The 320-nt window shown below is 47.8% G+C and carries 1 protein-coding gene; it reads right to left on the reverse strand.

What is annotated here, in order from left to right; translation table 11 throughout:
* The coding region (locus BBG47_RS30325) for a hypothetical protein (protein ID WP_175400682.1) at nt 1-320 on the reverse strand (320 nt) is incomplete at both ends.

Genomic DNA, 320 nt, shown 5'->3' on the forward strand with positions numbered 1-320 from the left:
GCGCGGCCTTGGCTATCGCCTGTTCGGACGTGAGTATCGGCTGGGCAAACGCTTGCCTATATTCATCGTCGGATTTATAGGTTTCTTCTTCTCGAAGCAATACGGCCTCCCATATCTTCCCGGTATCGGCTCCGATGTGCAGAATACATATCTTCAATCCTGCATCAATGAACTCTAGCACCTTGCCCTCCTTGTTCTGAGGATAGTAATTCAAGTTCACCCCATTAAGAACCTTTACGTCCTGCCCACCGTTTAATAGTTTCATTGTTTTGCGCGCAATATCAAGCTTGGATTTGTCTGGCGCCTTCGCATAGCTAACT

This window comes from Paenibacillus sp. KS1 (assembly GCF_001680695.1).
GTDB lineage: Bacteria > Bacillota > Bacilli > Paenibacillales > Paenibacillaceae > Paenibacillus_B > Paenibacillus_B suaedae.